General features: G+C 66.2%; 1 protein-coding gene. It reads right to left on the reverse strand.

Features of this window, described 5'->3' with window-relative positions:
• A partial coding sequence (locus tag ACXJKJ_RS31260) for an efflux RND transporter permease subunit (RefSeq protein ID WP_457395498.1) occupies window positions 1–601 on the reverse strand: 601 nt, incomplete at both ends.

The following is a 601-nucleotide window of genomic DNA, read 5'->3' on the forward strand; positions in this document are numbered from 1 at the left end:
GAACCACGCCGCGTACAGCGCSGGCAGGAACACCAGGGTCAGCACGGTGCCGACGATCAAGCCGCCCATGATCGAGATCGCCATCGAACCGTAGAACGCACTGCGCGACAGCGGGATCATCGCCAGCACCGCCGCCAGCGCGGTCAGCACGATCGGACGGAAGCGGCGTACGGTCGCATCGATGATGGCGTGCCAGCGATCATGCCCGGCGTCGATGTCCTGCTGGATCTGGTCGATCAGGATCACCGAGTTACGCATGATCATGCCGGCCAGCGCGATGGTGCCCAACAGCGCCACGAAACCGAACGGCGCGCGGAACAGCAGCAGGAACAGGGTCGCACCGATGATGCCCAGCGGTGCGGTGACCAACACCATCGCCGCACGCGAGAAGCTGCGCAGCTGCAGCATCAGCAGCGTGGCCACCACGATCAGGAACAGCGGCATGCCGGCCTTGATCGAGTTCTGACCGCGCGCCGAATCCTCGACGGTGCCGCCGGTCTCCAACAGGTAGCCCGACGGCAGTTGCGCGCGGATGCCGTCCAGGGTGGGCAGGATCTGCTGCACCACGTCCAGCGGCTGCATGCCATCGCCGATGTCTGCG

The sequence above is a fragment of the Roseateles sp. P5_E1 genome, assembly GCF_054049335.1.